This window comes from Camelimonas sp. FR25, from assembly GCF_059740505.1.
On the sequence record NZ_JCAWFG010000110.1, the window covers coordinates 1 to 838 of the forward strand.

The window sequence follows — 838 nt, forward strand, 5'->3', positions numbered from 1 at the left end:
TGATTCAAGCTTGGGATGTGGACCCGAGCGAGCCGTAGCCGGATGGCTGGATTTGAGAAGCGCGCGAAGCGCTACCCGACTGACCTGACCGATGATGAGTGGGGCTTCATCGCGCCGTTTCTGCCGTCGGTGCCGACGCGCGGGCGCAAGCCGAAGACCGACCTCCGCGAAGTGCTCGACGCGCTACGCTACCTGGCCCGGACGGGCGGCGGCTGGCGGATGCTGCCTAACGATTTCCCGCCCTGGCAGACAGTCTACTGGTGGTTCCGGCGGTTCGTTCGTCGCTTCCTGTTCAGAACGATCCATGACGTCGCGCTCATGCTTGATCGGGAGCGTGAGGGGCGGGAGCAAAGCCCGACCGCAGCGATCGTGGACAGCCAGTCCATCAAGGCGCCGACGGCGGAAAAGCGCGGTTTCGACGCCGGAAAGAAGGTGTTCGGTCGCAAGCGCCACATCGCTGTCGATACAGATGGGAGGCTGCTGATGGTCAATCTCACAACTGCCGACATCTCCGACAGCGCCGGCGCCCAACACATCGTCGCGGCTATCCGCAAGCGCTGGCCCTGGCTCAAGCATTTGTTCGCCGACGGAGCCTACGATCGCACCCGCCTCATGGACGCCGCTGCATATCACGATTTCGTCCTCGAGGTCGTTCGCCGCACTGACAAACAATCCGGCTTCAAGGTGCTGCCAAGGCGATGGGTCGTCGAGCGAACCTTCGGCTGGATGACCCGGTGGAAGCGCCTCGTCAGAGACTATGAAGTGCGCCTCGACGTCTCCGAAGCCATGATCCATGTCGCGCTCGGAAGCCTCATGCTGCGGCGGATCGTACATCCTT

Annotated in this window: 1 protein-coding gene; it reads left to right on the top strand. The window is 63.0% G+C overall.

Annotated features, from left to right (window positions below; genetic code table 11):
* Positions 1-15: 15 nt before the first annotated feature.
* A partial coding sequence (locus AC6A67_RS16710; RefSeq protein ID WP_191320768.1) for an IS5 family transposase occupies positions 16-838 on the top strand: 823 nt, incomplete at its 3' end.